The 2726-nt window shown below is 75.3% G+C and carries 3 protein-coding genes; 1 reads left to right on the forward strand and 2 read right to left on the reverse strand.

The annotated features are described in order from the left end of the window. Window positions 1-257: 257 nt before the first annotated feature. Window positions 258-512: a hypothetical protein gene (locus AC0CYZ_RS05900; protein WP_472213270.1), complete on the forward strand. Its 255-nt coding sequence runs from the start codon at window positions 258-260 to the stop codon at window positions 510-512. A 236-nt stretch (window positions 513-748) separates the two neighbouring features. On the opposite strand, the gene AC0CYZ_RS05905 is transcribed toward AC0CYZ_RS05900, so the two are convergent. After that, window positions 749-2365: an FAD-dependent monooxygenase gene (locus tag AC0CYZ_RS05905; RefSeq protein WP_472213272.1), complete on the reverse strand. Its 1617-nt coding sequence runs from the start codon at window positions 2363-2365 to the stop codon at window positions 749-751. A gap of 75 nt (window positions 2366-2440) precedes the next feature. Beyond that, window positions 2441-2726: alpha/beta hydrolase (locus AC0CYZ_RS05910; RefSeq protein WP_472213274.1), on the reverse strand; the 286-nt coding region annotated here is incomplete at its 5' end.

Here is a 2726-nt window from a genome sequence, read left to right on the forward strand (position 1 = left end):
TGCCCAGGGTCAGGTATCCGATCTGGCGGTCCCAGAGGATTTCCGATTCGAACCCGCGCGGATCGTCCCAGCGCCAGGAGTGTCCGTGATCCTCGGGGGACTCCACGACCAGAATGCCGTCGATCTCCATCTCGCGCTCCCCGATCCACGACTTTGCGGACGTCCGGCACCCATAGAATCACGGGCACCATCGACCCGCGCGGCGCAACCAGCCCAACTTGTCCGCCGAATGGTCCTGTCATTCGAGGAGCCCGAGCATGACCGTGTACGTCTCCCTGCCGCAGTTCCCGCTCACCCTGAAGTACGAGGAGCCGATGGAGGAGGTGGCGCGTCACCTCCAGGGGCTGGTCGAGGAGGCGAAGGTCCACCGGGTCCAGGTCAACGACGACTCGATGGTCCTGCTCAACTTCGGGGTCATCGAGTCGATCACCCTGAGCGAAGGAGCGCGCACCCTCGAGCTCGAGGAGATGAACCGCGGACTGAGCACGTCGACACAGACGCCCCCACGGTGATTCCGCCGTGACGATTCACGTGCATTCGCCGAGGGAGGACGGCGGCTGCGTTCGCCGGGTCCCGCGGATCGGACGACCAGCAGCGCGCCCCACGAACCCCGCGATCGCGCCGAAACCGAACAGCGCGGGGACGTTCTACGGATGCGCCGCACTCGCCCCGATCAGCAGGATGGCCGGCGCGATCTCGGCCGCAAGGTAGGTCCCCGGGCCGACACCGAGGGGGGCCGGCGGCGCGGTCACCGCCCCACGCGGGCCCGGGCGGCGCCGCGGGCGACGTCGAGCGCGGCCGCGGCCGCGCTCGCCGAGCGGCCACGCCACGCGACGTGCTGGTCGGGGCGGACGAGCAGCAGCGGGGCGCCGTAGGCCTCGGCGTCGCGCAGGTGGGGGGCGTCGAGCACGTGCAGCGGGACGCCGGTGGCGCGGGCGGCCGCGACGGCCGCGTCGAGCTCCACCGACACGTCGAGGCGCACCAGCGTGAAGCCGCGCCCGAGGTGGTCGTAGAGCGAGGACCCGTCGCCCCACCACCGGTGCGGCAGCCGAGCCCCGGGGCGGGCCGAGCCGTGGTAGTCGGTCAGCGAGTCCGGCGGCACCGGCGAGCCGTCGTCGACGACGGCGGGGGAGTCGGCGTAGTGGTGGCCGAGGACCAGCCCGAGGCTGTGGAACTCGCCGCGCTTCACGGCCAGCTCCTCGGCGACCCGGGCCCGTCGCGCCGCGCCCACCGGCCCGTCGAGCGCGGACTCGGGGTGCGCGAAGGACCCGGCGAGTCGGGAGTCCTGGGAGCCCGCGGCGTCGATCGTCCGCGCGGCGACCGGGCGGCGCTCGGCCTCGTAGGTGTCGAGCAGGGCGGGGTCGGCCCAGCCGGAGAGGACCGCGCCGAGCTTCCAGGCGATGTTCACCGCGTCCCCGACGCAGGTGTTGTAGCCGTGCCCGCCCCACGGCGGGTTGAGGTGTGCGGCGTCCCCGACGAGGAAGGTCCGGCGGCCCCGGTAGCGGTCGACGAGCAGCATCCGCGCGGACCACGGGTCGGTGGCCCGGACCGTGACGTCGAGCTCGGCCCCGACGAGCCGGCGGACGAGGGCCTCGGGGTCGACGCCGTCGCGGACGCCCTGCGCGACGGTCCACCAGGTGCCGTGCAGGTCCATCCGCCCGACGATCCCGGCGGCCTCGGTGCCCAGCACCCAGTAGTGCGCGCCGCGGGCGAGGACGAGCCGCTCGAGGTCGGGCGCGTCGAAGGTGACGTTGAGGTTCGGCAGCTCCCCGCTGCGGCCCTCGTACCGGGCCCCGATCACGCCGCGGGTGACGCCGCCCGCCCCGTCGCAGCCCAGCAGGTAGTCGGCCCGCATCTCGACCTCGGCGCCGTCGGGCGTCGCGACCCGCGCGAGCACGCCGTCCTCGCCGTCGTGCGCCGACAGCACCCGGTACCCCAGCAGCAGGTCCACGGTCGGCGCCCCGGCCACGGCCTCGCGCAGGACCTGCTCGACGACGGGTTGCGGGACCTGCCGGCCCGACTCCGCGATCTCCTCCCGAGGCTCGGCGTACATCGCGAACGCGTTCCGGAACCGGGTGATCTCGTGGCCGGTCAGACTGGTGCAGAAGACCGCGTCCTGGGCGAAGGACACCGGCACCGGCGCGGCGTCGCGGACGCGGTCGGCGAGGCCCCAGCGGCGGAAGAGCTCCATGGTGCGGGCGCTGGTCGTCTTCGCGCGGGGCCGGTCGGTCGTCACGTCGGGGCGCGGCTCGACGACCGCGCAGCGCACCCCGGCCCGGGCGAGCTCCAGCGCGGCCGCGAGGCCGCCGGGGCCGCCGCCCGCAACGAGCACGGGGTGCGCGCGCGGGAGCTCGGTGCCGGGCACGGGCTCGTCCTCTCGACGGCGGGGCAGGCAGGCGGGGCCCGACCGGTCACGACCCGGTCCGGCGGGACCGGGCGATCAGGTCAGCCGGTCGCGCAGGAAGGCGACGGCGTCGTCGAACGCGGTCCGGGCGGCCCGCGGGTCGCCGAGCCACAGGTGGTCGGCGCCCTCGACGAGGTCGAGCCGGACCGGCACGCCGACGCCGCGCAGGGCCTCCGCCAGGCGCTGCGACTGGCGGGCGGGGACGAAGCGGTCGCGGGTCCCGTGCCGCAGCAGGAACGGCGGGGCTCCGGCGCGGACGTGCGCGACGGGACTGGCGGCGCGCGCGGCGTCGGGTCGGTCGGCGACGGCGCCGCCGAGCAGC

This window comes from Actinomycetospora sp., from assembly GCF_055612215.1.